General features: G+C 37.9%; 16 protein-coding genes. 1 reads left to right on the plus strand and 15 read right to left on the minus strand.

Translation table 11 applies throughout. From position 1 onward, the window contains the following. Positions 1–22: 22 nt before the first annotated feature. Entirely contained in the window at positions 23–1747 is a 1725-nt protein-coding gene (locus U9K52_RS03825; protein ID WP_248394014.1) for an ATP-binding protein, read from the plus strand. A gap of 128 nt (positions 1748–1875) precedes the next feature. On the opposite strand, the gene U9K52_RS03830 is transcribed toward U9K52_RS03825, so the two are convergent. From U9K52_RS03830 to U9K52_RS03900, 15 genes are all read right to left on the minus strand, one after another. Beyond that, a complete protein-coding gene (locus U9K52_RS03830; RefSeq protein WP_322925489.1) occupies positions 1876–6573 on the minus strand; it encodes a pyocin knob domain-containing protein in 4698 nt (1565 codons plus the stop codon). Next, positions 6573–7592 (minus strand): hypothetical protein, encoded by a 1020-nt coding sequence (locus U9K52_RS03835; RefSeq protein ID WP_248394016.1) that lies wholly within the window; start codon positions 7590–7592, stop codon positions 6573–6575. Before U9K52_RS03835 ends, U9K52_RS03830 begins: the two co-directional genes overlap by 1 nt. A gap of 14 nt (positions 7593–7606) precedes the next feature. Further along, a complete protein-coding gene (locus U9K52_RS03840; RefSeq protein WP_248394017.1) occupies positions 7607–8413 on the minus strand; it encodes a hypothetical protein in 807 nt (268 codons plus the stop codon). A 457-nt stretch (positions 8414–8870) separates the two neighbouring features. Next, a complete protein-coding gene (locus tag U9K52_RS03845) occupies positions 8871–10682 on the minus strand; it encodes a pyocin knob domain-containing protein (RefSeq protein ID WP_322925490.1) in 1812 nt (603 codons plus the stop codon). Position 10683: 1 nt separating this feature from the next. Next, complete coding sequence (locus U9K52_RS03850; RefSeq protein WP_248394021.1) at positions 10684–12102, minus strand: hypothetical protein; 1419 nt, start codon at positions 12100–12102, stop codon at positions 10684–10686. Between the two features lie 2 nt (positions 12103–12104). After that, positions 12105–12953: a hypothetical protein gene (locus U9K52_RS03855; RefSeq protein WP_322925491.1), complete on the minus strand. Its 849-nt coding sequence runs from the start codon at positions 12951–12953 to the stop codon at positions 12105–12107. A 174-nt stretch (positions 12954–13127) separates the two neighbouring features. Next, positions 13128–13568, minus strand: coding sequence for a lysozyme (locus tag U9K52_RS03860; protein WP_322925492.1), 441 nt, complete (start codon positions 13566–13568; stop codon positions 13128–13130). Continuing rightward, positions 13565–14137, minus strand: a complete 573-nt coding sequence (locus U9K52_RS03865; protein WP_263602672.1) for a hypothetical protein — start codon at positions 14135–14137, stop codon at positions 13565–13567. The genes U9K52_RS03860 and U9K52_RS03865 overlap by 4 nt, the downstream gene beginning before the upstream one ends. 142 nt (positions 14138–14279) lie before the next feature. Further along, on the minus strand, positions 14280–15593 hold the full coding sequence (locus U9K52_RS03870; protein ID WP_322925493.1) for an ATP-binding protein: 1314 nt from the start codon (positions 15591–15593) through the stop codon (positions 14280–14282). A gap of 912 nt (positions 15594–16505) precedes the next feature. Next, positions 16506–17243, minus strand: a complete 738-nt coding sequence (locus U9K52_RS03875) for a hypothetical protein (protein ID WP_263602670.1) — start codon at positions 17241–17243, stop codon at positions 16506–16508. Between the two features lie 779 nt (positions 17244–18022). Next, positions 18023–18874, minus strand: coding sequence for a hypothetical protein (locus tag U9K52_RS03880; RefSeq protein WP_322925494.1), 852 nt, complete (start codon positions 18872–18874; stop codon positions 18023–18025). Between the two features lie 127 nt (positions 18875–19001). Next, positions 19002–20276: a hypothetical protein gene (locus U9K52_RS03885; RefSeq protein ID WP_322925495.1), complete on the minus strand. Its 1275-nt coding sequence runs from the start codon at positions 20274–20276 to the stop codon at positions 19002–19004. Positions 20277–20544: 268 nt separating this feature from the next. Next, complete coding sequence (locus U9K52_RS03890) at positions 20545–20955, minus strand: 5-fold beta-flower protein (protein ID WP_263602667.1); 411 nt, start codon at positions 20953–20955, stop codon at positions 20545–20547. A gap of 206 nt (positions 20956–21161) precedes the next feature. After that, positions 21162–21602, minus strand: a complete 441-nt coding sequence (locus tag U9K52_RS03895) for a hypothetical protein (protein WP_263602666.1) — start codon at positions 21600–21602, stop codon at positions 21162–21164. Between the two features lie 43 nt (positions 21603–21645). Next, on the minus strand, positions 21646–25749 hold the full coding sequence (locus U9K52_RS03900; protein WP_322925496.1) for a hypothetical protein: 4104 nt from the start codon (positions 25747–25749) through the stop codon (positions 21646–21648). Between the last annotated feature and the right edge of the window lie 206 nt (positions 25750–25955).

A 25955-nucleotide genomic window follows, 5' to 3' on the forward strand; every position in this document is an offset into this window, starting at 1 on the left:
TACTAAAACCTTTCATTATCCTATGAAAATTAAAACAAAACTCAATATCGGTGTTGGCGTTTTATTTGTGATGATTGTCGTGCTTTCTGTATTAAGCGTATGGAATATCACAAAACTGAAAAAAGACACCAATAATATTCTTGTTGCGAATTACAATACGCTGGAATATTCCCGGAATATGCTGTTGGCTCTGGAGGAAATCAATTCGGACCCGTTGGCTTTCGAGGTGTTTGAAAAGCATCTGGAAAAGCAGAAAAAAAACGTAACGGAGCCGGGAGAGAAAGAAACTACGGAGAAAATAATCACGCATTTTGCAAGCCTTAAAAATAATCCGGAAAATACCAGCCTGCAGTCTTCCATCAGGAAAGACCTTACGGAACTGATGCAGCTTAATATGTCTGCCATTCAGCACAAAAGCAGCGTTGCGGATGATACTGCCCGTGATGCCATTACCGTTATTTCCGTGGTGGGAATGATCTGCTTTTTACTGGCATTTATTTTAATGGTAAATCTTCCTTCCAATATTGCGGACCCTGTACGCCAGCTTACGGCAAGTATCCGCCAGATTGCCAATCAGAATTATAAGGAAAGAGTACATTTTGAAGGCAGCAGCGAATTTAGTGAACTTGCAAATTCTTTCAATACCATGGCTGAAAAGCTTCAGGAATATTCCGAAAGCAGGCTGGATAAAATCTTAAAAGGTAAAAAACGTATTGAAACGCTGATCGATAATATGCAGGATCCTGTAATTGGTATTGATGAAAATAAAAGAGTGTTGTTTGTAAACAATGAGGCATTAAGCATTACCGGACTTCAGAAAGAAAGCTTCGTAGGACAATTGATTCAGGACGTGGCGATCAACAATGACCTGGTGCGAAATATCATCAAAGATCTCCTGTACCCTGATGAAAGCAGGGACCTTGAATCGATGAAAATCTATGCTCATGGAAAAGAAAGCTATTTTGAAAAGAACATCATCGATATTAATATTGTCCCGACCGGTGAACAGGACAGCCAGTTTATCGGGCAGGTAATTATGCTTCATAACATTACGCCTTTTAAAGAGCTGGATCTTGCAAAAACCAATTTTATAGGAACCGTTTCACATGAATTTAAAACACCTATTTCATCTATCAAAATGGGATTACAGCTTCTGGAAAATGAAAAAATAGGCAGCCTGAATGACGATCAGAAAAATCTTGTGAACGGGATCAATGAAGATACCAACCGGCTTCTGAAAATCACCGGAGAACTATTGAACATTGCCCAGGTTGAAAGCGGCTCGATGAAATTAAATATTGCTCCGTCCAAAATATCAGACATTATAAAATATGCTGTGGAAGCGAATAAGGCTGCAGCAGAGCAAAAGAATATTACTCTTAACATTAAAACCGACGAAGGACCTGAACTGGTAAAGGCCGACAGTGAAAAAACCTCATGGGTTCTTAATAATCTGATTTCTAATGCCATACGGTATTCTTATCAGAATTCAGAAATTATTATTAAAGTTCAGGAAGTGAATCATCATATTGTTTTTTCAGTGAAGGATACGGGACAAGGCATTGAACCAAAATATGTTAACAGGATATTTGACCGTTATTTCAGGATTCCAGGCAGTAAAAAAGAAGGTACGGGTTTGGGGCTAAGCATCAGTAAAGAGCTGATAGAATCTCAGGGCGGCAATATAGAAGTTGAGAGCGAATACGGCGCCGGAAGTACCTTCAGGTTTACGCTTGAAAAGATTTAAACAGAAAAGCAACTGTAAATTTTTATGACCATAATAATCCTGCGCCGCTTCTTCGAAGCGGCGCAGGATTTAAATAACTTATATAATTTGTAAGATACTGTTTACATAATTGATTATTAATATTATTCTTACCAGATCATGTCACAAGGCTGCAGACGTTCTGCAATCACTCTCAATGAATTAGTGACATATAATCTAAGGAAGCAGCGTGATTCAATATTATACACTTTATTTCCCTGAATTCTTACTTCCATACCGTTTCCTGTATGGTCAAAATTATAAATGACAATTTGTTGTTTCGGATAGATTTCCCTCAGGTTTACGACCATCATGTCTTTAGAATATTCACCAATAATATGGATCAACCTGTTTCTATCATTTAATTCCAGATATCCTGACTGGTCAATTTCGTATTCATGAGGATCTAATCTTATGGCGTATTCTGATTCATCATTGATAATTTCGTCCCTTAAATCTGCGATCTCACCATTAGGAATAAAAAGTGTATCCGGTCTTTCTTTATCCGATTTAAAATTATTTAAAGCTTTTACGGATCCTTTTACAACGAGTTTATCTTTGCCGTTAGATGGCATTCCCATTCCGAAAAGGCTGTATTTACATTCGAAATTCAGACCGTCAAAATTATCATAACCGGAGCCATAAAAATAGTATTCATTCTGTTTCGCAGCAAGAAGCCTTGTTGTCTGATTGTCGATAATCCCGGATTCTCCGCCAAAATAATTATCTGCCAGTACCAAACCTGTATTTTGGAGAACTGTAAATTCTTCATTCAGCTTTAATCCGTATTGATAAGCATAATTCCACTGCTGAATATTAGAAACTGTAAAATCTGCTGTAGTCCAGATCTGTACCCATGCAGTCCACCTTCCTCCCACCATCGTCCTTTGATACGTAATATTAGGAGTATTTCCTGAACCGTATGAAGTAGCGGTTTGCTTTACCCAGGTACTGTCGTGGGTTTCAACTGCCACATACCACCATCCGCCGTTATTCATAGGTGCATTGGCCAATCCGGAACCTCTGTAAAAGCCTGTTTTAAAGTAGCTGTTTAAATCCGAACCGGGAATCATCACAGATGTACCATCCGGAGTACTTAAAAAATTGTTCTGCAAATAGGCTTGTGTTGCCAATGCGATATAAGCCTGCGTTCCTCCATTATTAAAGTAGATGTAGGGATATTGCGAACCGTCTGCAGATGGATAATTACCTGATGAAAAACCTATTCCTGTAGCATTTTCCAGCGCATTGGCTTTCCCGTTCAGCTGATTTAAATTAACTGCATGAGCTCCTAAAGTACCGTTAGGAATTACCGGACTTTGAGCGAAAGTATTGGTATTGGTAAATGTCTGTACGCCTGCTAAAGTAGCATATCCTGAAAGCTGGGAATTCGCAGAAGACTGAGTAACGTATACTGCGGGATTAAGGTTTTGACTGTCCCAAACCTGCACCCAGCCGCTATCAATACCATTCTCCATTTTTTTGTATGCTAAGGCATTTGATCCGCCTGTCATCTGAACTCCTATCTCCCCATAATATCCTGCAGAATTATTGTGTAGCATTTTGATCCTGAACCACCAATTGTTATTGGGATTTCCATTATAGGTTCCTTCATTATTTATATAACCGGCAATCTGTCCATAAGTAGCCTGTAACAAACCTGTATCTCCTCCGGCGTTTCTGGTCTTACCCGGAATATAAGGATTAGAGAGGAGCCCTAATGAATCCCTTCTCCATGTATCTGCCGCATTATCACCGGAAGTATTGGCCTTATATTCCAGTTTTGATGCAATATATGACTGGTTTTTAATATCCAGAACAGGTGTTGTTGTATCTTCTTCAAAAAATACGGAATCATCTTTTAAGTCATTGGAATAGCATCTTACAGTAACATCAATAAATATCGGATTCTCGGCAGGATGAAATTTATGAACATTTATATAAGGTCTGTCCTGAGCAGCATCGTATTTTATGACAGGATCTACATACAATCTTTCCACCACAGCACCTAAAGCCTCTTTTACAATTGCTTCAGCCCCCCACGGACCACCTCCTACATTAATTCCGTACACCAATTCAAGCTCAATCAGGCCGATAGCATAAGCGCCATGATAAGATGAGCCCACTTTGATCGTAACATCAGCTACATTCTGAGTAGGAAGATAAATTCTGTTGACCATAGTTCCCGAATAAGCGGGACTTTGCCAGAAATACGTTCTTTTTTTATGTTGTGTACTTTCAAGAGTTGCGGAAGTGGCAATCTCCACCCAATCTGTCCAATAAGAAGCAGCAACGAGTGTTCTTTTGAACATTCTGTTTGGTTGTGCTGCAGTTCCATAGGTTGCCGCAGTCTGGCTTGCCCATCCTGTGTAATGATATTCACTAGTAATGAAGAACCATTCCGGGCTTCCCATAGGTGCATTTCCTAAATTGCTTCCTCTGAAGAACCCCGTTTCCTGAAGATCATTCAGATCTTTTCCGGTTATTGCTCTGGAAGATTTTCCATCATCTAATCTTACAAATTCATCTTTGCTTAAATTAAGATGATGCCAAACTTCGTTAAATGCCGTATCTTCATTACCATGGTTCCCTCTGAATAATAACTGGTTTTTAGAAATTAGTAATTGTGATTTGTGCCCCAAATTATTTCCTCCTATAGATATGAAGTTTCCTACCCAGGAGTTGATTCCGCCTGCTCCGGTTACGCCACCGTTGATCCACATGAATTTATTTTCTTTGGTAAATAAATTGGCAGGATCCTGCTCATTAACAATTGTGATACCGGCTGCATTATTCTTCCAGTTTTGAATATCTGTTACCGTGAAATCACCGGTATTCCAGTAATCAACATACGATTGATAGGATGAAACTCCTTGCGGACTTCCCTGCCATTGCCGCAGCCCAAACCCATTTTTCTTAATTACCATTAAGTTCTGATTTCCCCCCGAGCTGTCGTGATATCCTCCGAAATGTATATAATCTGCATACGGATAAGAATTGTCGTTATTCCACGAAGTAAAACCGATCTGAAAGTTTTGAGGTAAAATATGGGCCGGCTGAATGTTTCTATTATCCCAATATCCTGCGAAATGTCTCCAGTTTCCTAATTCTGTGGAATTTATTCCGTAAACGGGATGTGAGGTTGGGATATAGCTATTAGGATTAAAATTATTCGGAGTCCAGAAATCTGATAAAGACTTATGATCTCCGCCTCCTAAAAGAACCTTACCATTATCAGAACCATATTTATAGAATGCTCTTGCGGTAATATTTTCAAAGCCGCTGCCATTAACATCCGTAAAATAAAATCCCTGAGCATCACCTCTGTAACTAACAGTTCCGGCATACAAACCAGATTGATGAAAAGCAATTGTTGGGAATATCGTATTTGCAGGACCATTACCCCTCAGCTGCAGAGCGGCTCCCAGATAGTCATTTCCGGTAGCTCCGTTAAAGTCCTTTCTTGCATTAATAAGCTGTTCTTTATGAGTATTTACGACTCTCGAATCTCCATTAAAATTAGTGCTTAATATTGTATATTGGAGAAGCAGTGGTGTAACATCGCCTCCCCAAACAACATCCCAGCTGGAAGACAAAAATGTGTCGTCTCCCCCATATGCCTGTACATCTGTAATTGCTATTCTGGAATAAGCAACCTCAATAATGGGTCTTATATAGAAAACACCCGTAGCGGGATCTTTATAAAACTCTATTCTATCTATGTGTGCAGAATCACCTGCTTTCCAGGTAACCGTAGGCTCGTAAACATCTCCTAAATAATTATAAATATTAACTTGAAACTCATAGAAAAAATGCGGATAATTATACAGTTTTACGGTAAAAGTCATCATATTTCCAGGCCTCGCTCCAATTTTAATTAAAGGATTCGACTGATACCCTCCATAAGAGCCTGCAAATGCGGATAAGGCAATATTATTGCTAATTATTGACCCGGAGTTTTGAAAGTGCCCTACATTTGAGATATTTTTAGAATTAAGATCGATGTTTTGTGAAGCCCCGTTAAAAGGCACATAATTACCTGTTAAATTATTTAATTGTGATGCAACCCAGCTTTTATACGCTATTTGTTCCCAACCGCTCCAGTTTCCGCCACTAATTGACTTTACAAACATCTGGTTTTCACTATTAAAGCCCAACAGGTTTCCATAGTCTCCATCATGTGATGCGATACTGAGTATTGAGTTTGAATTTAGTTTACTGGGAAATAAATTTGCCGAACTTTGATCAACCCGGGTAATAAATTTAAACTTATTATTTTCAAATAACCCGTGAACATCTGCCAGATATGATCCGTCTTTAAATAGATAATCATGCGTATGACTGTTTACGGAGAAGTCTGAAATTGATTTTTCTCCACCACCTCCCAAAAGAACTTTGCCATCATCGGAATTTGCTTTTCTGAATTCAGATGCAACGATGCCTTTATATCCTGTATCATTAAAATTTTTAAAATGAAAATATCCGTCAAAATTGATCTTTCCAGCATCCATTCCCGAGCTGTAGAACACAATTCCTGCTTTTGCGCCACCGGTTCCATAAGTCCACAATGTAGTATCTTCCGGATTGGAATTTCCGGAAACATAGAATACTTTCCTGCCACCGACGTCCTGTGGAGTATTGGTAGTCATGAGACTTAAATCAGAAACTATTTCCGCATGTGTCCTTTTGCTTATCTTTTTCGTTAGAGGGTTCCATACCAATACAAAACCTGTATCGTTCGGAACTCCTTTCACGATAATTTCGCCTTCTACAGCGATGTGATTGTTAAAATATTCCGGTGCGATCATTAATCTAATCTTGCAGTTAAAGTAATTCTGTATTCATTCGGGGAGAGAGGTGCCAAAACATCTATCTGTACATCATTTGCAGAGAGAGGCAGGAAGCTTACATTTATTCTTCTGTTATCTGTATTACGATAGCAGGTATAGTCGACATCCCAGGCATTCCAGCCGTGCGTGATAACAAAAGTTACCGAAGAGCCATCACCAATATACCATGTTTTAGATTTGATTTTCGAATCCAGGACCGCTCTTGTTGATCTGGGAGTCATTGCTTTAGTAGCGTTGCTTCCGGCAAGGGCTTCAGCATCCGTAGCGATCTGAATAAGTCCTTTTACCGAATCTGTAGCATCTACAATATCCGGAATTCCTTTTTCTATGATCTGATAATTGGCCGGTACATTTGACCCGCCATCCGTGTTGGCAATAAGATGGTCTCCCACAGAGACAGGATTATTTCCAACCCAGCCATTTGCCGTAATTACCCATACCATCCCGACTTTTATGCCGGCTGATGTAATGGGTGACGGAGCAGCCATGGAACCTTCAACAGCAGAAGGAACATACCCTCCCGGCTGATAAATCAATGCACCTGTAAGACTTTGTCCTAAAAGGTTTTCAACATACGTTTTGATTTTATTCGACGACCATGTAAACGTTCCCGACTGAACGGCATCATTCAGGAAAATGGAAACAATATCTGCGTTGGTAAGGTTTCTTCCTGCTACTTTAATAACATGTCCGGAACTGTTGGTAAGAATCTGACTTAACAAAAGAAGTCCGCTGGTCTGATCTGTCTGGAACGGATTATTGGTAAGAGGATAATCCGGATGCACATAATTATTTGCCAGATTAATCCATTGATTTCCATTCCATTGATGCAGCTCATTTTTGTAATCAATGATCCAGCCCGCGGGAACTCCGCTTGTGTCAGGAAGTGAATCAAAATACTGGAAACGTGTACGTAGGAGTTCTCCAAAAAAATTATCCTGATTTGCGTTGTTGCTTATTACTGCGTTTTTATTCATGGTATTTTATTTTTTTATGGTTTAACTTTTAAAATGAGAATATTGATTGGGTTAACGATTTCGCCCAGCATATTAATCTCTATGGTCTGGTTGGTTGCATAATCGTCGATATTTATTTTTTTACCAGTAACACTATCGCGTGCCTGGATGATTACATTTTCCGTTTCAACAGGGTTAGAAAATACTGTACTTCCGGTAATCTGTACTAGGGCGCTTGTTGGGGTCTCCGAGATGACTAAAACCTTTTCGTAAATCTGCTGATTAAATTCCTGTTGGTTTTTAGGGCTTTTCAGCCAGCTGTAATCCAGTAGGAGCTTTACTTTATCTTCTTTTATTCCTTCCTGTGAAATCGCTTTTAATGCTTCAATATCAATACGGTTTTTCTTTATGAAATCAACTATTTCCTGAAGTTCATCAAGAGATAAATCGTTGGATAAGAGTAACTTTTTGATATTTTCTATTTCTGACTCCAGATTGGTATCCGCCACCTTCAATTCGTTAACAAAACCATCTGTTTGTATTTTAGTGTATACATTTACAATTCCCAGTTTATCTTTCCAGCTGTTAACATGAGCTGGCGTCAGGTTACCTGCATTCAGTAAAGCCAGGTGCGCGGAATGAGCATCAGAATCACTCAGGTGTTCCTGAAACGCTTCTGCACCGGCAAATAATTGAGAAAGATCTTCAAGCCCTTCAATATTCTCAACCGGAATTGGGTAATCCTTGTGATAAAACGATGAAAATGTTGCTTTGAACTGTGCTTCAGTAGGAAAATCTCCGCTTTGAAACCAGCTGAAAATTGTATTTAATGGTGTATTCATTTGATTGTTGAAATTAGTCTTGATATAATTGAGAATAAGTGAGACATTAAAGCATTTTAAAACTTACTTATTTCATTAAATTATTCTGATTTGTCTTTGGAGGATTAAGTTTTTGCACCGGGCAAAAGAAACTGTATGAAATTCAACCTGAATCATAAACCTGTCTGTTGAATTTAATGATTACCGTTATGCTGTACTCTTCAAATTTCATGTTTTTTCAGTTACCGGGAAAGCTTTTTAACTGGTATAGCCCGTAGCTGCAGTAAGTTTCCATTCAGGATCCTGATCATTTAATAATTGCAGAAGTACATTCTGTCTGTATAAAATTTGTCTGAATAATAGGTCATCATTAAATAAATCAGCGCACATGAATATCCATATACGCTGATAAATTATTGCTGAACGCAAATATTTTAAATCAATGATTCACTTTGCGTTACATTTTTGCTAAGAATTATTAAGAAGCCACGCAGTTTCCTATATTCATTGTTTCCTGGATTATTCTTCCGTTGCTGTTCATGTAATACCTTGCGCTGCTTTTGGGAGGTATGGTAAAATTCACACTGGTATTGTTTACTATAAATTTTGCCTGATTTCCGCTAACGTTCATAACAGTAATTTCCTGATATTCAAGCATAAGACCAATTACTATTGATCCTCCGTCAAGAAGTGTCAATTTTACAACCCTGTTTTTGGTGGCGTATGAATTTGCAGTACCAGTAAATTCCTTATCATCCGGTCTGAGCCGGATATATTCATCTTCGCGGGCTATTTCGTGGGACAAACGGTATAAGCTCCCGTCTCCGCCATATACATCATTATTATTGCTGGATTCCGAATAAATACCATACGGAATTCTTATAGTTCCGTTAAAATAATGATTATGAGAATCTGTTGGTTCTACACCACCATAACCGATATGCCCGTTATTTAAATTAATAGCAATGCCATCGTAACCTCCTGTTTTACAGCCAACTTTTACATAGTCTTTCTCTTTCGCGGCAATAAGGAGATCATTCTTTTTATCAAACAATCCTGCGATCCCAGCTGCACTGAGATTTAACAGCATAATTTCCCAACCCGGAAATGGTTCGTTAAGCTTTACAAATCCGTCCGTTAAATTAATAAGCTGGGATACGTTTACCGCATGATTATCCAATGTCCCAGCGGGGATTACGGGGCTTTGAGTAAAAGTTTTAGTATCATTTATCGTTTCAACTCCATTTTTGCCCACAAATTGATTCAGAGCTTCGCTTTTTGTATAGTAATTGCTTAAAGCTGACTGCTGTACGGAGTTATTCCAATTGGTAATATTACTCTGATTGAAATCTATTTCAGACCACACTCTCAGCCAGCCACTAAAACTGATACCATCATAAATACGCTTCCAGGTTCTGCCATACTGTAAATCACTGTACTCCTGCACAATCCGGGTACTGGAAGTTTTATAAATATTTAAACAGCCGGCCAGACTAACCGGGTAATTTCTTGCTGAAGTAGCATTAGAGCTGGCATGCTGATAGTAAAAACCGGGCGTCAAAAATGTATTCAGGTCGGCAGTACCAAGTAATGCGGCAAATTTAGGAACTGAACCGGTATTATTTTGATCTACCCATGTTCTTGTTGCAACAACTTCCGTAGCAATTGACAGAAGCTGAGTGTATGTTGAAACATCCGTTTCGATGGTTTGTGTCCATCCTTTAGACCAATCGAAGTTCGCTCCCTGATGAAAAGCTGCAACTCTTTCAACCTCTACTTTCAGATAGGTATTCCAGACCGTATTTGATTCCCCAATATTAATACAAACATTGCCGGAAGCATCAAATCCTACATTAATTACCGATGAAGGAAAATTATCAGAACATTCAATAATAGCTTTGTGATTGCTGTTAAGTACAGTTGCGGAAAACTTATAAAAAGATACTCTTACGGTTCCTAATATCCTGGCATTCCATCCGAATATTTTGATTGTTACATCAAACATCGTTGCAAGCGAGGTAGCCTGTGGAAATTTAAAACTTAAAATTCCTGTCTGGGCACCTGCATAAAGTCTTTGGTACACTTTATTAAAAACCCGTGTGTTATTTTCAAATCGTGAAAGACTTCCTGTTGTGAAATTAATATTTTTATCAGCCATATTAATTTCTGTGCCTGCAGGAATATATGAGGCATTATCTACAGAGCCATCAGCTTTTAAAAACTGGGCCGAAGTACCGTTGACTACTCTATAGCCTTTCGCAGAAGTATAATATGCGTAATTAATATCCATTCTATAAATCTAAGTTAGTTACCACTACTGAAATTGGATTAGGAGGTGTAGAATCAAATTCTATTGCTACACTTGTTGTATCGATTGGTTTTATTCTTCCGTAAACTTTGTAAGAAGTAACCGTATCACGCATGGTAATCTCAACGTTCAGTGTGTTTAGGTTGTGAGCTAAAGTTGAAGTTCCTGTAATATTCGTAGTGTATGTTTTTGAAACATTGCTTCCGTCAGTAACCAAACCTTTCGCGTTTACGGTAACCCGGCTGTACGTTCCTGCAGTTACCCCTGAAGGCGCCAATGTTAATGCCGAAGTAACATTTGCCGAGCCATCGAAGGAAACATTCCACGTTCCGTCGCCAGAAGCGGCGATTGTTCTTGGGGTGGCTAATTTAGCTGCCGATCCGCTGGTATTGATGGATGCAGTCCCTGTTAACAATGTTGCCGGAACAGCAGTAACGGGAATGGCAACGTTTCCGGATCCGTCAATCGTTTGTGCCGTTGCGGTAACTCCAGAAAGTGTAATGGTTCTTGCAGCAGTCCATTTTGTAGCAGAAAGAACATTTTTCGCTGCATCCGCAGTATTATCGGCGTTGCTTAAGCCTACATGAGATTTGTTTAAAACGACAACTCCTGTTAAGCCATTTACAGAATCTACGGCTCCTGAAGTAATATAAACGAATGTTGTTCCCGTCCAACGGTATGTTTTGTTGGTATCAAGAGACACATAAATTTTACCGGTTTCGCCGGCAATGAGATTGGTATAAGCCGCTTCCTTATAGAACTTTCCGTCGGCAACTTTATAATATCCTTCCAGAACATCATCTACGTAAGAAGGCAACTGAGAAGCAGGAACCAACCCGGCACCATCAAGCACTGCAACACCGTTTGCCGCACCCTTTTGTGACAATGGGATGTAATTGGCAAGATCCGTTGTTGTAGGTACAGATCCCAAAGAAACCGTTATTCCGCTGGCGGTCTGGGTAATTCCCGTAACCACGTTCCCGGTTCCTGAAGTTGTAACCGGAAGAGAGAATGTAGTTCCTGTAAGGGTTAAACCATTACCTGCAGCATAAGTTGTATCCGTGGAATCTAATTTAATGGTATTTCCGGATTGACTGATAGACATATTGGCACCCGCAGCAAGCGTAATATCTCCGGATACTAAAGAGCCGGATGTACCTCCTTTCACACGGGTAACCGTATCCGGCGTTGTAAATGATCTGTTTGCCGAAAGGTCATAACTTGTTCCGTTAATTGTTAACGTTCTTGTCTTCGGAACATAGTCAGTCGGAGTAAAATTTCCGTCATGCCAGAAAGAGCTGATAGAGCGCGTTCCGCCACCGGCTGTTAAGATGTCGTTGTCTGTTTTTCCTACGATTTTGTATCCGACAGAACTGTGATAATAAGCATATTTAATATCCATAATTATAATTTTTTAATTGTTAACTGAATCATATTTGGTGGTACTGAATCAAACAGTACATCAATGGTATTAGGATCAATCCTCCTTACTTTAATTGGTATTGAAAATAGGGTAACGGTATCGTATGCGTCTATTGCAAAACTCAATGTATTAAGGTCATGTTTTATCCTGGAATCATTCTGCACCTTCTCCTCATGTCTGATTTTTTCGGAGCCGCTATTTTCGATTTGCCGGATTTTGTCATACACTAAACTGTTAAACTGGCTTTGATAAGTAATAGTTCCCCAGTTTGAATAACTTCCCACAAGGCTGACTTTATCATCCGAACTGCCTCCTGAAAAAAGATCGTTAAGCAATTCTATCTGTCTCCTGTTTTCTTTGATATAATGTACGATTTCGTAAAGTGTATCAAGATTTACATCATCGGAAGAAAGCTTACCGGTAATTTCCTGAATACGTTCAAGGAGATCATCATTCTTTTCGCGGAGTATATTTAAAATTTGTTCTGTCTGTACTTTTGTATAGACATTTCCTGTATTTTCGTCACCATCTATGGTAGCAGTTAAATTGATTTGTAATTTTTCTTTCCATCCGTTGATATCGGCAGCAGTGAGGTTGGATGCGTTGAGCTTTGCAAGCACTGAAGTATGTGCGTTTTCATCTTCCAGGTGATTGTTGAAAATTGTGACAGGAAGTATATTCTGAACTGCTTCCTGTAAACCTGTAACTTCATCCATCCTGATTCTTTCATCTATATGACGGAATGAAGAAAAGGTTTGTTTAAATTGATATTCTGTAGGAGAATCACCTTTTTCAAACCAGCTGAATATTGTTGTTAATGGTACTGCCATGTTTATCGAAAATTAAGTTTGAGTTCTTCTATGATCACATTTTTTTTATTTTTGATTATATTCGTATCTACATTTTTCATTGGCTTTAATTTCATTTTAAGTGATTATAAACTCATTGAATTCAACTTTTCTTTCATTCGTTTTTAGGAATACAAAGACGGAAAAGCGCAGTCCCTATTTCGAAAAAAACAGTTCGGCTTCCGCTTTTCTTCGCCTGATCAGTCCGTTCAGGACTTTACCTCCGGCGGTAATATATCTTGATGTAAACCAGTCTCTGATGGTTTCCGGATTTGCTTCTTTATTGATTAAAGAAAACAGGGTATCAGATCCTCCCGTATTGTAGGTATGGGATACCAGCGCATCAAACTGGTTTTGTGTAAGCGCAGTTTTAATTTTATTACTGACTATTTTTTCATAAGCCGGTAAAACGGATGCGAACAATTCCGTTCCTTTTTCTTTGCTGATGGCGGGATCTTTCATGGTTACTTTTTTACCGCCCGGATAATAGGTGTTTCCATAGCCAATTGTAGGGATTCCTGCCGAATCCAGATAAGGTTTTGAACTGAAACCTTCAAATGATAAAATTAAATTGATTCCATTTTGTGATGTTTTCATCTTTTGAAATATTTATAGGTGAAAAACAATAGGATCACAGTAATTCCGAAAACGGTGATGAAAATCCATGCTGCAATTCCAAAGCCTGTTACTTTTATTCTTTTTGTTTCCTGGGAAACGACCGATGCTGTTTCTTTTTCAGTTTCTTTGGAAACAGCATTCTTATTTACCTTCAGGGAAATATTATTGAATGCTTCTTTTTTATTTTCAGTCTTTTCGTTCGATGCTTTTGCATAATGATTGCGAATGGAATATTCTGCATTTCCCATAATGGAAATACTCTGAACAGTATCTTTCCCGACAACATTGTGGAAAACAAAAGGGCTGGAGACATCAGATTTCCCCGTAATTGAAAAATCCCCGGATATTTCGTTGATTTTTTCATTGACTGCAAGGTCTTTCGAGTTGCTTTGAATTGTTTCTGAACTTTGTAAATTCAGGGAATCAACTTTCACTGTTTCAGTTTCCCGGGTATTTTCTTTTGAAACGGTTGTAATTTTTTGTTTGCTTCTGCAGCAGCCGAGTATTAGGCCACTGAATATCATCAGCAGCAGGATTTTTGCTTTCATCAGCTTTATTTTTAGTAGTTAATTGTATGATTGATTGGTTGGTTTAAAACCAGGAGAGCAAAGCTGCACCGTGTTTTCGATACATTTTCTTCACTTCGTTACGAAAACACTCGAACAGACGTGAGTTTAAACTGATGGGATTTTATGTGAAAATTTTATCTTCTTTTACATATTCTTTTCTGATGCTTTCCAGCAGCATATCGGGACTTACTTTATAATCAGGATCTCTTAATGCAATTGTTTTTAAGCTTACATCCTGTATTATGTTCATAATATTAGACCCTGTAAGTTCATACCGGTCGGCAATTTCTTCCAGCTTAACTCCCTCAATATTCAGCTGCTCGGGTATATTATTCTTCCAGATACGCAGGCGTTCTTCGTACTTTGGATTACTGAATTTTATGCAGCTCTGGAAACGCCTTGTAAAAGCTTTGTCCATATTATTTTTAAAATTGGATGCCAGAATAATGAGCCCTGAAAATGTTTCTATCCGCTGGAGTAAATAAGAAACTTCCTGATTGGCATACTTATCATGGGCATCCCGCACATTGGTTCTTTTTCCGAAAATAGCATCAGCCTCATCAAAAAATAAGATCCAGTTTTTATTTTCTGCCTTATCAAATAGTTTTGCCAATTGTTTTTCTGTTTCGCCAATATATTTTGAAACCAGCATAGAAACATCCACCCTGAAAACGGGACGTTTTGTATATTTTCCTAAAAGACTTGCTGCCAGGGTCTTCCCTGTTCCCGGATCTCCGTAAAACAGCACTCTGAAACCGGGTTTTAATTTTTTCTGCATGTCCCAGTCTTCCATAAGAATCCTGCTGCTGTTGTACCAGGATTCAATACTCTGAATTTCATCGAGTGTATTCTGAGGAAGGATAAGGTCTGTCCAGGAACGGTGGGTGTGTATCTGTTCTGCCGGGAAGTCGTTGCTCATTTTCGGCAATAATTCTGATCCGAAAATAATAATATTAAAAGCCTCCTGATGAACACTTAACTGACTATTTTCAGCTCCATACTCCTTTCCTGAGCCGGAGAATGTAATAATCTCATCTTTAACCAACATAGAATCTGAAGCAAAATAATCCAGAGCTGTTAATCTTTCTGAAATATTCTGACCGCCCAAAATATACTGAACCGTCTGAACCGTAGGATAAAAGAGTCTTCCATTATCATTAACCGAACAAAAATCAAACAGCGGGCTGTTGGGAAAATCCAGGTAAATACGCTTCAGAAGTGCGGGATCTAATCTTGGCAATAAAGCCATTAAAAGAATGATAACTTCCTGATGCGCAAATTTTTTCTCTGAAATATAGTTTCCTAATGGAAAACCTGTATGGTCATCGGATATGAATCCCGGCGCTCCCATAAAATCTTCTGAAGAATTGTTGATACGCCAGGTTATCACCTCTTCCAAATGCGTAAATAGTTTCTGTATCTGTTCTGCCTCCATTGGTTTTTAGTCTTTTATTTTTGAAATCAAAACCATTACCTGTTTATCTTTCAAATAAATTTGCCTTATGCAATCGTTAAAGCTTTTTGATTTTAAAAATGTTGAAAAAAAATGACCATCAGTAATATTAAATACTGTAACTCATAAAGGAAAGTCTTACCATAACTGCATTAACAGTTTTTTTGAAAGTCTTCTCATACCGGAATTCCTACTTTTTGATAATCAATTTCCGTTTCACGGATATTATTACCTGCCCCGGAAAGAAAATAACAGATATGATAATCTTCATTTTGCATTATGGATAAGATTCTGATTTATTCAAAAAATTCCAATATTTCAGGGTAAAAAGGGTTCCTGTCAGGGAGCATCTTACTCGGGTTGTTAAAATATCATGCATTTACATCTCTGATGCTGCATTTTATTCTCTGATCTGTGTTAACAAACCTCAGCCTTAAAGCTGCTCACAAATGAGTCTGAATAATTGTTGTAATACTCAGTTTTCATGGTCATTGTTTTTATATTTTATCTTTTTTTAATAATTTTTTCATCAATCTGCAATGTTTTAATAATGTTTTGATGTGGTTGTTTTCAACCTATTTATATTCTGAATTTATTGTATTTTCAATGAGAATAACAATGGTTGTAAAAAAGGAGCCTCAACCGGAAAGCAGCTCACATTAGAGAATCTTACGCAACTGCCGCAGCAACTGTTTTTATAAAAGCTTCTCATCCAAAGGAGTTCCTACTTTTTAAAGAATCAATCTTACTTCTGAAAGAAAACAAGAGATTTTGCAACCTGTTATTTTACATCCCGGCAAGATTCTGATGTGCATCGGAAAATTCCGGTATTTCAAAAGTAAAAGGTTTCCAAGAAAGGAGAATCTTACCCAATTGAGGCTATCTTTTTTATTATTAATTTATAATGTAATTAATCAGGTCCTTCTCATCACGCCCCAAAAGGATTTTGATCGTGACAGGATTTGATCTGAATTTTGTTCCGTTTACCTCAATCTCCAAAAGCATCTGGATCAGAGAATAGGGTTTTCTGTGATGCACGGAATATCTGAATGAACCGGGTCTGTTGAAAGTACCTGCCGGATAAAACTCCTTGTAGTCTGCTCCAGGTCTGAAATAGTTTACAGGATTAATATCAAGTTTCATCTCGTTTGATGTTACAGGATATTCCGACTGCCTGCCCCAGGTTTTTGCATCTTCATTACATTCCTTGTAAAATCCGGGTGGCTTTAAATAACCACTGTAGAGCCTTTTTTTCTGTTTATAACGTTGGATGATGATTTTCGGCTTGTGTTTATCAATATCCAATTCGCCTGATAATTTCACGTTTAGGTATCTGTAGCCGAAACCCCTTGATAAAACATGATTGTACCCGTCTATATCCTGCGGCGGATTGCCCGTATCTTCAAGGGTGATGTGCCCTCTGTGTGAATTTTTGAGATCCTTGGCCACATAAAAATGATATTTTTTTGTCTCATACTCTCCTGCCGGTTTTACTTCGATTCCGAAATTAAACTCATTCAGATGGACATAATTATCTATAAACCTGCCAAACTGACCCTGTGTTGGATATTTACCCGTTTCAAAATAGGTTTTCAGCTCTTCTCTTTGGGTGAATTTATTTATTTCTTCCATAATATCTTAATGTTTTTATCTTATGTCCTTCGTATGATGCCATTTCAGCTGATGATTCCCTTTTAAAAGTATGTTTCAGCATTGAAGTTTTTTGTCTGAATTATCTTAAAATGTATTTATGTATTAGAAATAACCCCCAACCGGAAAGTAGCCCAAATTTCTGAATCTTACCCAACTGCCGGGGCAGCTGTTTATGAAAGTTCCACCGTAAACGGAGTTCCTACTTTTTAAAGAAATCAATCTACTCCTGAAAAAAACAACAGATTCTATGATCGTTTCTGTCATTTTACTTCCCGGCGAGATTCTGATATAAACAACAGAAAATTCCGATATTTCGAGAGCAAAAGGTTTCCTGCGATTGAGGATCTTACCCGATTGAGGATTATTTTTATTATTGATTTTGTAATTGCTTACATTTCGCTGATTCTGCGATATCCAAATAATTTTTTATATTAATTGGAAGGCTTGTATTGCCTGAGAATTGAATTTCAAAATTGCAATTTTTCTTTTTATCAGACAAGTTTTTCGCCTTGTCTCTTTTGTAGCTGCAGTAACTCTTGTTCTGCATAAGCGACTGCTTTATTTTTATTGACACTGCAAAGTTGATACTTATTTTCTTATTATAAAAGCTTTTTGCCCTGTCTTGTCTGTAGCTGCAGTAACTCTTATTTTTTAAAAGTGAATGACCTATTAGTTATTCTGAAAATACAAAGCTCTTTCTTTTTTTCCTATTATAAAGCTTTTTACTTTATCTGTTCAGTAGTTGCAGAAGCTTTTATTTAGCTTTCATATTGGCATTCGATTCTGGCATTTCTTATGCCTGCCAGAGCACCTCCTGCAGAGACATTGATATTTTTCTGTCCTGGTATCAAAGAGGCTTTCATTAAAAGAGTATCATTATCTGCATCATAAATCCTGCATTCTATGGCTTTACTAACTTCGGTGAGATCCGCTCTGTAAAAACAAGCCAGAAAGTCTCCAAGGTCGTAATGATCTGTAACCATATCTTCGGAAATATACCTATTAGACCAGTAATTTCCGTATAAAGCGTATTCAATAAGTATTTCGGTTTTATTAACAAAAGTAAGATGTGTATGTAAATTACTTATTTTACGATCAAAATCCTCATTACTTATTCTTACAGAAATTTTTTTATTTTCTACTGTTCCCATTTCAAAATCCCCGGGAATAGGAGGCAGATTATTTCCGAAAAGCCTGCTCATTGTAGCGCCATCATCGATCTGGGTATTCAGGTAGTAATATCTGTGCCCTTCTAATTGGTTTACCAGAAAGTCTTTTGTCCTGACTGTGTAAGGAGCGCTGCCCTGGAAATATCGTTTTTGTTCTTTGTTTTCGGTTTTGCCGATTGTAAAAATTTGGTCTTCGCCTTCTTTTGAATGTACAACAATCGCAAACTTCTCATTTTCAATATTACTGGTATTGTAAAGAATATATCCATTATCAAGAGCAGCCAGGTTGTTGGCGAGCGTAACCAGTTCTTTATTCGAAACGATATCATCTTTAAGGCTAAAAAAATCAATCAATTCCGCAAACTGACCCTCTGTGGGATATTTACCTGTTTCAAAATAGGTTTTTAATTTTTCTCTGGTGGTTATTTCGTTTGTTTCCATGTATTTTTAGTATTCTGTGCTGCTTTTGATTTACAGGTCAAAATTCATATTTTTTTTGTTTTTATAAAAGCTTTTTGCGGTGTAGGTTCTGTAGTTGCAGTGACTTGTTCTTTCTCAGGTCTGATGTTTATAACGATAATGGAATGTCGTTGGTTTTTGTGTATTCAAGAATAATGTGAAGTGACCAGTCTGCTTTTTGCCCATTCATTTGTCTAAAATTAAGGTAAGCATCGTCATGAAAGAATTTAACCGATAAATTTTCGGCATTTGCGATATGATAGCTGTAAGAGCCTATTCTTGCTGTACCGTTTACGAAAATGTGATCTATATTTAATGATGATAATTCTATTGATTTTTCAATTTCTGCCTCTGAAATATTTTCCATCATCACGCATCTGTAAAGAGGTTTTTTATATTCATTATCAATCTGAAGATAGCTCCCGGTAAACATTTCTTTAAAATAGTGATTTCCATTTATTTTATCTTCAATTCCAAATGTACCGTCAGATTTTGCAACGACGTTCTGCGTAAATCCGGAATCTGCTTTTGGAAGACGATGAACTTTTAATGAAGAATCAAAATCCAACGTTCTTTTCACAAAATCTCCGCCTATCAGAGGAAGTGTAACATTGTGGTTGAGGACGGTTTCTGAGGAGTGGATGACCAATTTATTACTGGTATTACCGCCAATGGGAGCATTAGCACCAATGGTAACATTATTATTCCCTTTCAGATTATTGGGAAGGTCTGTGGTATATCCGGATCTGAATCCTAAAAAAGTATTAAAATTATATTCCTGGGTATGCATCGCTCCGCCATCAACAAACCCGGAATGGCTTCCTAAAGCCGTATTGCCGTATCCTCCTATAAAATTGCACATAGCCACTCTGCCTACTGCTGTGTTATTATGGCCTGTAGCAAAATAATATAATGCGGCCTGTCCTACAACAACATTCCAGTATCCTTCTTTCAAAGCAATCATTGAGCTTGATCCAACCACCGTGTTTCTGATACCGGTTGTGAGTTGCCATAATGCGTGACTTCCAAATGCCACATTTCCATCTCCTGTGGTAACATTCTGTAACGCTCCGAAACCAAAAGAACTGTTGTAAATTCCCGTATGATCGGGATTCATGTTTCCAAACCATTGCGACCATGTTGTTTTATTGATTCTTAGTTCAATTTTAGTGGAGGGTGTTGATTTACTTTGTACGAATTTAATTCCCTGCTCCGGCATCTGATTGTCCCTGTTTACAACGGTTCCCAGAGTTTCCTGTGAAGTTATATCTTCTTTATGCCAGTAAGAATCGATCCATTCTGCAAACTGACTTTCAGTTGGATATTTACCGGTTTCAAAGTAGGTTTTTAATTTTTCTCTGGTGGTTATTTCGTTTGTTTCCATGTATTTTAGTATTCTTTACTGCTTATGATTTGAAATTCAAAATTCAAGTTTTTTTTGTTCTGCTGAAAGTTTTATGCTGTATGGATTCTGTAGTTGCAGGAAGTAGCGTAATGAGGTAAAACAGGAAGGGATGCAGATGCAGAAAGTTATAATTTGGACTGTCTATAACTTCAGTCCAAACTTAGATCTCGCTTCAGATCAAAACAACAAAGGCTCAGATTAAATCCAAGCCTTTTATTTCAGGTAATTGTTAAAAAATTATCTTCTGCTAATCAAGATTAAAAAAGAAAAAAACGACTGCTGCCCATTCTTTTTTTACCCCTTTTGCATAGCCGATCGTTATGTGGCTTCTGTTTTCTACCGTTCCGTCGTCTTTGATATAACCTATGGTAACATGGCTTCTGTTTTCTATCGTTCCGTCTTTTTTAACGTATCCTACGGTAGAATGACTTTTGTTTTCGATGGTTCCATCACTTTTAATATAACCAATAGTTCCATGGCTTTTGTTTTCAACAGTGCCGTCATTTTTAATGTATCCAACGGTCGCATGGCTTCTGTCTTCAATAGTACCGTCGCTTTTAATATATCCTGCCGTATTGTGGCTTTCGGATTCTATGGTTTGAGCGCTTATAATGGAAATATTTAACACAAGTAAAAAAAAGAATAGTATTTTTTTCATGATGGATAATTTTATCTGGTGATTGGTTTATTTTTCATTTTTATCAATACCAATATAAGACGAATTTCCCGAAATAAAAAAGCGAAATTTCCAGCCGGAAATTTCGCTTTTATAGTAAATTATTAAACATGCGTAGGCAAGTCAATTTATCTTGAACTTTCTTTTTTAAGATGTGATCTTTTCTAATCCTAATATCAATTTTTTGGTCAAATTATTCCTACATCTCCATATTCATCTAAAATAAAAAATGTAACTATATTTTTCTCAAAATAAACCATACACGGTACATTTGTATCCAAATAATTATCCTTTCCTTCCGGATGAGTAAATTTTTTATCCTTGTATTTAAAATTACCATACATTGTTAAAGAATAGTTTAACACAGATGGCAAAATGTTGTTTTTTTGCAGTTCAATAAAGGTATCTTGAGAAACAATATTATACATAGTCTTAGATAATCCCGAATAAGAAAAATCTTCTTCCGTATAAAACATAAGTTCATCATCTATAAGCTCTAAAATCAATGCATTAATAGTTTCTAAAGAATGATCCCCTAACGAATATTTATCAACCAATTCTTTTATTTCGTCATAATAAGATCCAGATTTAGGATTTTGTAAATCTATTTGTATTATTCCTGTTGCCATATTATTATTTTGTTTAAATTGTTAATCCAAATATACTATATTACTATAAAACATTTTTGAGTTTACCTTTAAATTCCCCATTGCCTATGGCAATTACAATGTCTCTGGTGGTAGTATTACCGGATGGTTTTATTTGATATACAGTTATTACTTCATCAGTAGCATTAAACACAATTACAGGATCTTTACTATCGTAACTTGTATGTTTTGGCACATCCTCCCCTAATACATAAGTAGTTCGTGCATAATGCACTTGTACCCTGTTAGCTTCTGCTCCCGTAATTTTAAAGGCTCTTCTCATTTTTTCTTTACTTGCTTCTATTTTTTTATGTGCAGTATCCTCATTAAATCCTAAAGTTTCCTGCATGGTTACAAATTTAAAGTTAACATTAGGATATGTAGTTAATAACTCTCCTATGGATTTTTTTATTATTGACCCTACAGAACTACCTGAAAGTACGGGTTCTACAATAGTAAATGTAATGGCTTGATTTTCTTTTCCTTTCATTGCATTTTTTACGTATTTCACTATATCTTCCGGTTGTTGAGTACGATGATCTTTACCTGTTGCCATATCTTTTGGCATTTTTTGAATCTTTTCATTTTTTATAGTAGTGCCTTTCGCTACAGCATCTCCCAAAAATGAACCTCCTGTCTCTGTAGTTATAATAAATTCTTGTCCTTGTAATTGGTTGCGCATATCTTGTATAGCTTCATGATATTCTTCTACAAACGGAGAATATATAGCACCTTGTGCAATATCCCACTTACGAATAGCTGTTGAACCAGATACCATCTCTTTTCTTAATTGAATTTTCTCTCCCTTCTTCAGTTCTGGCACATGTGCAATAAAGTTTTGCATTTGTTTTCTTGCACTTTCCGGATATTTGCCTTCTTCTAAATTTACTTCTTCATTTTTTACAAAAGCAATTTGTTGTATGCTATATTTTAAATCTTTATTCTCATCATCTCTTTCAACATCAGATCCTTTTTCTTTCGGGTTTACTTCTCCTTCAATGTGAGAAGTTTCTTTTCCTTCTTTATCTACTTTGGTTGTAACAATCTTAAGCTCCTTCAATTCATAGGTTTCTTCCAATACATCTAATTGTTTTTGAATTTGCTTTTTGTCGAGGCTTTTGTCTTTCAGGAGTTTTGTCCCTTCCGTAATCCCTTTATGCAAGTCTTTTTTCATTTCTTCCTGCGTACGGGTTTCTTTCTCATTTTTAGCTTTGCCTTTCTTATCCTTATTACTAACCCCAATCTTACTCAACAGCTTACCTGCCTTCCCTTTCACAAAAGTCCAGAACTTCACAATGGCATTTTCAATACGCTGTCTGATTTTGCGAATTACGCCCAAAACCTTATCAGCCAATCCGCCAATTCCCAGTAATGAAGCCAAAAAGCCAATTAAAACAGGAACCGCTTTACCCAAAGCATTTTCTATGGATTTAGCCACGGCACCTACGTTTCCGCTGGCAATGGCTGCCACGCTGTCGATGAAGGCCTTAATCAGCTCCATAATCTGTGCGGCACGCTGGATGAAGAATTTCACCACATCAATAATCGCCATGGCAGCTTTTATAAATGCTCCTACCGGAGTCAGCAAGCCCATAATCCATTTTATTCCCGCCTGGATTACCTGGGTCTGGATCATATCCATAATGGTATCCATGATCGTGGCTTTCAGGTCGGCAAACTGGTCTTTAAGATGTTCCCAGAGCCCGGCAACACCTTCTTTACGGACGATCTGCACCATTTCAAAACTGGTTTCCAGAACTTTCATGACCGGCTCTCCGATCACTCTTGCACCGATGGCTCTGATTCCGTTCCAGGTCAAACCAAGCACCTGTGTGGTGATTGAGAAAATTCCTTTAAGAGAAAATATATCTTCCGGCATGGTAAGGTCGATGCCTTTTGTTGCGCCGGTGAGCCAGGTGAAGAAGCCGGTTTTAAGATGCGTCCAGATATTGGCCCCGAAATTGGCAAATCCCTGCCCGACGCCTGCAATAAGATTTTTAAAGAAGCCTATCGGATCTGCTATAATCGCCATGACAACATCTGCAATACCGGATAATAAATTGGTAAGGGTGTTTTTAATTTCAATAATAATGGCAAATACACCGCTCAAAGCGTTGAGCGCTTTGTTTATGAAACCGCTGTTTTGGGCTTTCAATTCTTCAATTCTGGAATCAATACTTGCTACGTTTTCGGCATATTTTTTAGCTAATACATCGATGAGTGCATCTTTTTTACTGTTCACACTTTCTTCCAGCGCATTGAATTTATTCTGAATTTCAGCAATGGCCTCTTTCCCTATTTTACGCAGGCTTGGCGATAAGCTGTTGACATACGTCTGTACGTCTTTTTTACCTTTGGCAATTTTCGCTTTAGCAGCATTAAGCTGATCGGTAACATGGGTTGCAATTTTATCAATATGCTGATCCATGGTTTCAATATATAGTGCTTTACCACTTACAAAATATTTATTGACCTCATCGGGAAGTCCGGTTGCTTTATCCCACAGCCATAATCCGGCAGTCGCTAAAGCTCCGTATTTGGCATAAGCATCACCGTAACGCTTCTTTTTGTATTCTTTCATTCCCTTATCTACATGATCTTCAAATGCTTTTTTGGCAATCTTGCTACCGTAGTCGAACATCTCTGCAACTTTTTTATCAAGATTGTTTAAAATACCATCAACTTCTGTTTTAGAGCTGTTGTAGATACTATTGATATGATCGGCTATTTCTTTTCGTTTCTGGCTGTCTTTGGTTGCGGTATTCTTTTGTTCGCCGTGCGCATGATTCAATCCGCCTTTGCGTGCATTATGCATTCCGCCAATATGTTGAACAGCCTGTGATTGTGCCTGTTGCCGGGTTTTAGAGAGTTCGGTATTTTCTGTTTTCCTGAATTTCTGTGTGGCGGCAGTACTTTCTGTTTTTGCCTTATTTTTTTCGTCTAAGGCTTCCGTAAATGAAGGCTCGTTGGAGTTGGCGAGCATTTTATCCGTTACTCCATGGGTTTTCATTTCGCTGTCAATGGTATTGGTTTCTTCCTGAAGAGGCTTTTCCACGCTTGCAGCATCTCTTTTATTAGGCATTGCTTTTGCGGCATTCGGAACATTAGGAGCTTTTCCGGTATTAGGTGTTGGCATTTTGGCAACGGAGCGAACAGGTTGTGCCCCAATGTTAGGTTTTGCCGCGGTAGCTGAAGCAATATCATTGGTTGCTGCATTTTTTTCATTCTTAACATCGGCAACTGCATTTTTATTGACCTGCTGTATGTTGTTGTTGTTTTCGAAATCATCAGCTTCAGCTTCATCTTTAGGAAGTCTGATTCCTTCAATTTTCTTCTTTAATAAAGCTTTAAAATCATCTTTGCTGAATGTTCCGGGTTTTTGCGCATCCATATGATCTACTTTGCCTGCCTGCGCCATACTTTCGCGTTCGTTTGCAGGTGAAGGAGCAGCGGCCTGTGCTGCATCGCTTGCTTTTTGTGCGGGTTCATGGCTTTTTTGAGAATGTGCTGTTGCGGCTATTTTACCGCTTAACTGTGTAAATTCGGGATTGTTTTGGGCATTTGGAGAAGGTGCTGCTTCTACGCTTTGCTCTTCCGCTTTATCTTTAGTCCCGGCTGCAGGTTCCCCTTCTGCCTTATGCTCAGGTTTAGCAGCTGTTTCCGTATTTGTTGTTTTTCCTTCCTCAACTTTTTTGCCTTCCTGATACACTTTAGCCTGCTCCTGTAAGGTTTTTGGAGTATAGTTGCCGGATTTAAGATTTTGATAATCTTCTATCTGGTTAACATTCAGGGTGGCCATATAGTCTTTTTCCATCTCCTTGGTTTTGGGATGGTTGATATCGCCGGTCTTCTGTAAATTTTCCTGAAATCTGCCGTAAGAGATCTTTGAGCCCTGATCATAAATATTTTGCGAACCGTGAACGGCCGCCGGTGCACCATTGAGGCTCACCTTGCTATCATCTGATGTGGCGGATCCTGGATTGCTGACTTGATTACCAGATTTTTGGGTTTGTATCGTAGTCATCTCTACCTCTGACTGAGGCAGAACCACCGGATCTTTCTGCTTTTGCTTTTTATTTTGGTTCTGGTGGGCTTTGTTGTCTACTTCTACAGGTTTTGCTGCTTTCATGACTTAGTTTTTTTATTCATAGTTGATGGGTAAAAGACATACAAAACGCAATTGAAATGAATTGCGTTTTATATACCTGTTGAATGTGAAAAATCAGCTCCGGGGCGGGTGATTTTTTAAGAATTTAAGTAATCGGAAATGGCATTTTGCTTTTGTAATGAGAAACAGGTAATGATAAAGCCACTCCGTTTTTTTGTCTCCTGTGT

Source organism: Chryseobacterium sp. MHB01, assembly GCF_034651565.1.
Taxonomy (GTDB): Bacteria; Bacteroidota; Bacteroidia; order Flavobacteriales; family Weeksellaceae; genus Chryseobacterium; species Chryseobacterium nepalense.

Coding starts and splice junctions, on each gene's coding strand:
- U9K52_RS03825 (WP_248394014.1), top strand. CDS start 23: ATGAAAATTAAAACAAAACTCAATATCGGTGTTGGCGTTTTATTTGTG.
- U9K52_RS03830 (WP_322925489.1), bottom strand. CDS start 6,573: ATGATCGCACCGGAATATTTTAACAATCACATCGCTGTAGAAGGCGAA.
- U9K52_RS03835 (WP_248394016.1), bottom strand. CDS start 7,592: ATGAATAAAAACGCAGTAATAAGCAACAACGCAAATCAGGATAATTTT.
- U9K52_RS03840 (WP_248394017.1), bottom strand. CDS start 8,413: ATGAATACACCATTAAATACAATTTTCAGCTGGTTTCAAAGCGGAGAT.
- U9K52_RS03845 (WP_322925490.1), bottom strand. CDS start 10,682: ATGGATATTAATTACGCATATTATACTTCTGCGAAAGGCTATAGAGTA.
- U9K52_RS03850 (WP_248394021.1), bottom strand. CDS start 12,102: ATGGATATTAAATATGCTTATTATCACAGTTCTGTCGGATACAAAATC.
- U9K52_RS03855 (WP_322925491.1), bottom strand. CDS start 12,953: ATGGCAGTACCATTAACAACAATATTCAGCTGGTTTGAAAAAGGTGAT.
- U9K52_RS03860 (WP_322925492.1), bottom strand. CDS start 13,568: ATGAAAACATCACAAAATGGAATCAATTTAATTTTATCATTTGAAGGT.
- U9K52_RS03865 (WP_263602672.1), bottom strand. CDS start 14,137: ATGAAAGCAAAAATCCTGCTGCTGATGATATTCAGTGGCCTAATACTC.
- U9K52_RS03870 (WP_322925493.1), bottom strand. CDS start 15,593: ATGGAGGCAGAACAGATACAGAAACTATTTACGCATTTGGAAGAGGTG.
- U9K52_RS03875 (WP_263602670.1), bottom strand. CDS start 17,243: ATGGAAGAAATAAATAAATTCACCCAAAGAGAAGAGCTGAAAACCTAT.
- U9K52_RS03880 (WP_322925494.1), bottom strand. CDS start 18,874: ATGGAAACAAACGAAATAACCACCAGAGAAAAATTAAAAACCTATTTT.
- U9K52_RS03885 (WP_322925495.1), bottom strand. CDS start 20,276: ATGGAAACAAACGAAATAACCACCAGAGAAAAATTAAAAACCTACTTT.
- U9K52_RS03890 (WP_263602667.1), bottom strand. CDS start 20,955: ATGAAAAAAATACTATTCTTTTTTTTACTTGTGTTAAATATTTCCATT.
- U9K52_RS03895 (WP_263602666.1), bottom strand. CDS start 21,602: ATGGCAACAGGAATAATACAAATAGATTTACAAAATCCTAAATCTGGA.
- U9K52_RS03900 (WP_322925496.1), bottom strand. CDS start 25,749: ATGAAAGCAGCAAAACCTGTAGAAGTAGACAACAAAGCCCACCAGAAC.